The organism is Natronococcus sp. (assembly GCF_047921035.1).
In the GTDB taxonomy this organism is placed as follows: domain Archaea; phylum Halobacteriota; class Halobacteria; order Halobacteriales; family Natrialbaceae; genus Natronococcus.
This window is the reverse complement of record NZ_JBLRWX010000149.1, coordinates 1-5,984: the sequence shown is the minus strand read 5'-3', so window position 1 is coordinate 5,984 and position 5,984 is coordinate 1. Positions and strand designations below refer to the sequence as shown.

General features: G+C 68.1%; 6 protein-coding genes. 5 read left to right on the top strand and 1 reads right to left on the bottom strand.

What is annotated here, in order from left to right:
- A partial coding sequence (locus tag ACNA7R_RS18890) for a hypothetical protein (protein ID WP_416285065.1) occupies positions 1-208 on the top strand: 208 nt, incomplete at its 5' end.
- A gap of 184 nt (positions 209-392) precedes the next feature.
- A complete protein-coding gene (locus ACNA7R_RS18885) occupies positions 393-2,069 on the top strand; it encodes an aldehyde ferredoxin oxidoreductase family protein (RefSeq protein WP_416285064.1) in 1,677 nt (558 codons plus the stop codon).
- An 18-nt stretch (positions 2,070-2,087) separates the two neighbouring features.
- On the opposite strand, the gene ACNA7R_RS18880 is transcribed toward ACNA7R_RS18885, so the two are convergent.
- A complete protein-coding gene (locus ACNA7R_RS18880) occupies positions 2,088-3,260 on the bottom strand; it encodes an MFS transporter (protein WP_416285063.1) in 1,173 nt (390 codons plus the stop codon).
- A 139-nt stretch (positions 3,261-3,399) separates the two neighbouring features.
- On the opposite strand from ACNA7R_RS18880, the gene ACNA7R_RS18875 reads away from it, so the two are divergent.
- From ACNA7R_RS18875 to ACNA7R_RS18865, 3 genes are all read left to right on the top strand, one after another.
- Entirely contained in the window at positions 3,400-4,761 is a 1,362-nt protein-coding gene (locus tag ACNA7R_RS18875; protein ID WP_416285062.1) for an ethanolamine ammonia-lyase subunit EutB, read from the top strand.
- 2 nt (positions 4,762-4,763) lie between these two features.
- Positions 4,764-5,564, top strand: coding sequence for an ethanolamine ammonia-lyase subunit EutC (gene eutC / locus ACNA7R_RS18870; RefSeq protein ID WP_416285061.1), 801 nt, complete (start codon positions 4,764-4,766; stop codon positions 5,562-5,564).
- A 4-nt stretch (positions 5,565-5,568) separates the two neighbouring features.
- The coding region (locus ACNA7R_RS18865) for an ethanolamine ammonia-lyase reactivating factor EutA (RefSeq protein WP_416285060.1) at positions 5,569-5,984 on the top strand (416 nt) is incomplete at its 3' end.

Sequence of the window (5,984 nt, the reverse complement as noted above, 5' to 3'; positions counted from 1 at the left end):
CGGAACGACGATCAGATACCACTACCGCGACGGCAGCGCGCTCGCGACTGTCGTCGAACGGACGCCCGAACGGGTGACCTTCGTCGGCGAGGACTGCGACGGCACGTTCACCCACGACCAGATCGATCGCCTGTTCGCGACCGATCGCCTGCAGGTCGTCCTCGACGACGAGTTGCACCTGCCCGACGGTGCTTCGCTGGAACAATGACATCCTCCCCGGCGTGAACGCCGGGGTTTCCTCTCGCTGGGAGTCTCGGCTACGCCGAGTTGGTTCGAGAGAGCAAGGTAGATTCGTCACGATCGACGCCGCGTCCCGGCAGCGGTGGGGTCGATCCCCCTTCCTCGAGCGAGAACCGAACTGTTTTGTGGTGATCGATGATACGGTACGTAGTATGAAACACGTTCACGGACCGCTGTGTTCGATCGATCTCGACGAGCGCTCCTCGTCGACCGAGGACGTCGACGACGACCTCGAGTCGTTCATCGGCGGGCGCGCGCTCGCGACGAAACTCGCCCACGACCGGATTCCCTTCGACGCCGATCCCCTGGGTGCCGACAACCGGCTCTACTTCGCGACGGGGCCGCTCCAGCACTCCCAGATGAGCTTCACGGGGCGAATGTCGGCGACTGCCGTCTCGCCGCTGACCGACGGCCTGCTGTCCTCGAACGCCGGCGGGTTCCTCTCGCGGAACTTCACGGGAACGGGCTACAGCGCCGTCGAGGTAACCGGCGCCAGCGACGACCTCGTGATCGTCCACGTCACCGACGAGGGCGTGGAGTTCGAGGCGGTACCGGAACTCGAGGAGGCGAAGGTCCCCGAGACCTGCGAGTACATCGAGGACGAGCACGGCCTCGAGTCCGACCACACCGTCGTCGTCGGCCCCGCCGGCGAGAACGAGGTGCGGTTCGCCTCGATCATGACCTCGGAGGAGCGCGCGTTCGGTCGGGGCGGGCTGGGTGCCGTCCTGGGGTCGAAGAACGTGAAGGCGATCACCTTCGACGGCGACTCGACGAACGAGGTCGATATTCCGCCGCTGCAGATGGAGGTCCACGGCGAGGCCGCCCAGTCGGATCACATCATGAAACGGCAGGGGACTTCCTCGATGACCGAGTTCGCGAACACCGTCGAGGCCCTGCCGACGCGGTACTTCTCGGAACTGTCCTTCGAGGGCGCGGAAGGCGTCAGCGGCGACCGCGTCGAGGAGAAGAAGTACAAGAAGGGGACCTGCTCGGCGTGTGCGTTCGCCTGCAAGCTCCCGACCAGAGACGAGGAGTCCGGCCTCGAGACCGAGGGGCCGGAGTACGAGACCGTGATGGCGTTCGGTCCGAACTCCGGGGTCGACGACATCGTCGACGTCATGCAGTCGAACAAGCTCTGTGACGAGTACGGGCTGGACACGATCTCCTGTGGCGACACCGTCGCGGCCTACCTCGCCAGCGAGGACGAGTTCGGCAACGTCGACCTGATCCACGACCTCGTCGAGAAGATCGCCTACCGCGAGGGCGTCGGCGACGACCTCGCTGAGGGCATCGATCGCGTCCACGAGGACCTCGGCGTCGATAACTGGACCGTGAAGGGCCTCGAGTTCCCCGCCCACGACGGGCGGACGCTGAACGGGCAGGGGCTCGCCTTCGCCACCTCGAACCGCGGCGCCGATCACATGTACGCCGAGTTTTACCCCTACGAGTACCCGCTGGTCGACTCCGAGAAGGCCTTCGAGAAGGAGGGCCTCGACGACAAGCCGCCGAAGGTGATCGAACTCGAGAACGTCAACGCGATCAAGGACAGCGCCGTCCTCTGTAAGTTCTCGCGGGATTTCGTCGACGAGGACCGGCTGTCGACCCTGCTCGACGCCGACTACGAGGACCTGCTGGAGGTCGGCGGCCGGGTCGTCTCGCTCGAGCGCCACTTCAACAACCAGCGCGGCTTCGATCGAGACGACGACAGCCTGCCCTACGAGCTGCCGGACTTCGACGCCGCACTCGACGAGTACTACGCCGAGCGGGGTTGGAACGATGACGGGACGGTCGCCGACGACCAGCTGAACGCCGCACCGGCTGACGACTGAGCCGTCGTTTTTCCACTGTCAGGCGGCGGCGTCGACGGTCGGCGCCTCCGGTGTGCCCGTCCAGAGCCACGTCGCCGCGATCGTCGACGAGAGCAGTACCGCAAAGCCGATCACGAGCCAGATCGCCCGGTTCAGACCGTAGACCTCCGCCAGGACGCCGACGACGGCCGGCGAGGTCGCGATTCCGACGTACGTTGCCCCGGTCGTGAGGGCGTTGATCGGGCCGCTGTACTCGGGGGCCGCCTCGACCGCGTAGGCCGACAGCGCGGGGAAACAACTCGAGAGCCCGGCGCCGGCGACGAAGACGGCCGCGAAGAGAACGGGGCCGGTGATTCCGGAGAACGCGACTACGAAGGCCGGGATCGCCGGAACGGTCGCGACCAGCATGAGCAGGAGGTAGGGGACCCGATCCACGAGCAGCGTGTAGCCCGTGCGGGCGGGGATGTACGCGAGCAGGTACGTCGACAGGAGCAGGCTGGCCGTCCCCGTTCCGTAGAACCCTTCGGCGTAGTAGACGAGCCAGGTGAAGACGATCCCCTCGACGGCGCCGGTAAACAGGATGCCGACGGTGGCGCCGACGACGGCGGGTCGGCCGAGCAGTTCGCGGAGCGCGTCGACCGAGATCGACCGCTCGGCCTCCATCGAGGGAAGTTCGGTCCGGGCGGCGACGACCGCCACCGGAACAAAGAGTCCCGCGAGGACGAGGAAGACGGCCCGCCAGTCCGCGACCGCGAGGACGCCGGTGACCAGCTGCGGCCCGAGCACGGCCCCGACGGCCCAGGCGAGCGCGTAGGCGATGTAGACTCGTCCGCGACGGGCCGAGTGGATGTGGCTCAGGGCCGCCCGGTCGACGCCGCGAAACACGCCCGCGGCGCCGCCCTGGGCCAGCAACGCGAGCAGGAAGACGGCGTAGACGGGCGCGGCCGCCATCGCGACCAGCGCACAGATCACGCCCGCGACGCCCGCGAACAGCGCCCACCGCATCCGGAGCCGGCCCGCGAGCAGTCCCGTCGCGACGGCGGCAATGGCGAAGCCCGCGGTACCGGCCGGCGCCACCAGCCCGAGTTCGGCCTCCGAAACCGCGAACGTCGCTTCCAGACTCGAGAGGATCGGCCCTCTCGCCTGTAACGCCATCGCGTCCCCGAGGACGAACAGGAAGATCGCGACCGTCCAGACCGTCGCTCGCTTCATACCGGTGGTGTCGGCTCGTCGAAGAAAACCGTGGCTATCGTCGGGTGCCGAACGCGCCGTCGCTTTCCTTGCAGCAACTGTGGTTTGGTAACATTTGACGAACGGTGAAGGTCCTCCCCGCCCTACCGTCCGACAGCAAATGGCAGTCAAAACTACGACGCCCGACGCGGGGGATCGGTTCGACTCCGTCGTCGAGGTACTGGCCAAGGCGAACGAACCGAAGACCGGCGACGAGCTGGCCGGAATCGCGGCCGACTCAGACGCCGAGCGGATCGCCGCCAAGCGGGCCCTCGCCGGAATGCGACTCGAGACGCTCCGGGAGAACCCGGTCGTCCCCGCCGACGAGGACGAGGTGACGCAAGTGATCCAGGAGGCGGTCCGGGAACCGATCTACGAGGAGATCCGCGAGTGGACCGTCGCCGACCTGCGGGAGTACCTCGTCGCCACCGGAACGGGCGAACGCGAGATCGCGGCGATCCGGCCCGGTCTGACCAGCGAGATGATCGCCGCGGTGACGAAGCTCATGTCGAACCTCGACCTGGCGCTCGTCACCTCGCGGATGGAGGTGCCCGCACGCTGTAACACGACGGTCGGCGAACGCGGTACCCTCTCGTTTCGTCTGCAGCCCAACGACCCCGCCGACGACGTCTCGAATATCATCGACGCGACGCGGGAGGGGCTGTCCTACGGCGTCGGCGACGCCGTAATCGGCGTGAATCCGGTTCAGGACAGCGTCGAGACGACGACGCGGATCCTCGAGGCGACCCACGAGTTCATCGAGGAGTGGGCGGTTCCGACCCAGAACTGCTGTCTCTCTCACGTCACCACCCAGATGGACGCGATTCGCGAGGGGGCCCCCGCGGATCTCGTCTTTCAGAGCCTCGCCGGCACGGAGGCCGGCAACGACGAGTTCGGCGTCGACGTCGATTTGCTCGACGAGGCCCACGACCTCGCGGGGCGTCGCTGCGTCTCCTCGGGACCGAACGTGATGTACTTCGAGACGGGCCAGGGCGCCGAACTGTCCGGCGACGCCCACCACGGCGTCGACCAGCTCACCCTCGAGGCCCGCTGCTACGGGCTCGCGAGGCGCTACGACCCGTTCCTCGTCAACACCGTCGTCGGCTTCATCGGTCCGGAGTACCTCTACGACGGCCGGCAGGTGATCCGCGCGGGCCTCGAGGACGTGTTCATGGGCCAGCTCCACGGGATTCCGATGGGTATCGACGCCTGCTACACGAACCACATGGGGGCCGACCAGAACGACATCGAGAACCTCGCCGTCCTGCTGGCCGCCGCGGGGACGAACTACTTCATCACCGTCCCGATGGGCGACGACGTCATGTTGAACTACCAGTCCAACAGCTACCACGACGCGGCCGCACTCTGGGAGCTGTTCGACCTCGAGCCGGCCCCCGCCTTCCGCGAGTGGCTCGCGGAGATGGACCTCTGGCGCGACGGCCGGCTCACCGAGCGTGCGGGCGATCCGACGATCTTCACGTGACCATGGCATCCGATTCCCACTCCGACTCCGACGCGGCCGAATCGAACGGCGACGGCGGCAGTGCCGGTGCTGACGCCGAGACCGACGAACAACTCCGGCGAATCGTCGACCGCAACCCCACCAGACTCGGCGTCGGCCGATCGGGACCGCGGCCGACCACCGAGGCGTTACTCGAGTTCCGGGCCGATCACGGGATCGCCCGCGATGCGGTCCACTCGCGCGTGAGCGACGACCTGATCGACGACCTCGGATTGGTCGAACTTCGGACGACGGTCGCGGATACGGACCAGTACCTCGCCCGCCCCGACCTCGGGCGGGAACTCGACGCCGAGAGCCTCGAGCGACTCGAGCGCGACTGTGAACCCGCCCCCGAAGTTCAGATCGTGGTCAGCGACGGGCTCTCCTCGTCGGCCGTCGAGGCCAACGTCCCGCAGCTCCTGCCAGCCTTGCTCGACGGGCTCGAGGCTCGCGGTATCTCGGTCGGCACGCCCGTCTTCGTCGAGTTCGGCCGGGTCGACGCCATGGACGCCGTCGGCGAGGAACTCGGAGCCGACTGCTGTGTGAACCTCATCGGCGAACGACCCGGACTCCGGACCGCCGAGAGCCTGAGCGCGTACCTGGTCTACGGCCCCGAGCGCGGCTCCCCGACGGCGAAGAAGTCGGTCGTCTCGAACGTTCACGACGGCGGGCTACCCCCGGTCGAGGCCGGTGCCGAACTCGTCGACCTGATCGAAGCGATGCTCGAGGCCGAGGCCAGCGGGGTCGACCTCCGCGAGGACGACCGCGAGTTCCGGACGGAGTGAGTTCGTGAACGCCGATCCGGAGTCGCTGACGAGCGTCGGCATCGACGTCGGGACGACCACGACCCACACCGTCGTCAGTCGCCTGCGGGTCGAGACGCCACCCGGCGGGGCGGCGAGTCCCGAGATCACCGGCCGCGAGATCGTCTTTCGAGGGCCGGTCCGCGAGACGCCGCTGCTCGATCGCGAGACGATCGACGTCGAGGGCGTCGCCGCGTTCGTCGAACGCGACCTCGAGGCGGCCGGGCTCGAGCCCGCCGACGTCGACACGGGCGCCGTGATCGTCACCGGCGAGACCGCCCGCCGGGAGAACGCCGAACCGCTCGTCCACCGGATCGCGGCCGACGCGGGCCGGTTCGTCGCGGCGACGGCCGGCGCCGAACTCGAGGCGGTGCTCGCGGGTCGGGGCTCCGGTGCGGCGGC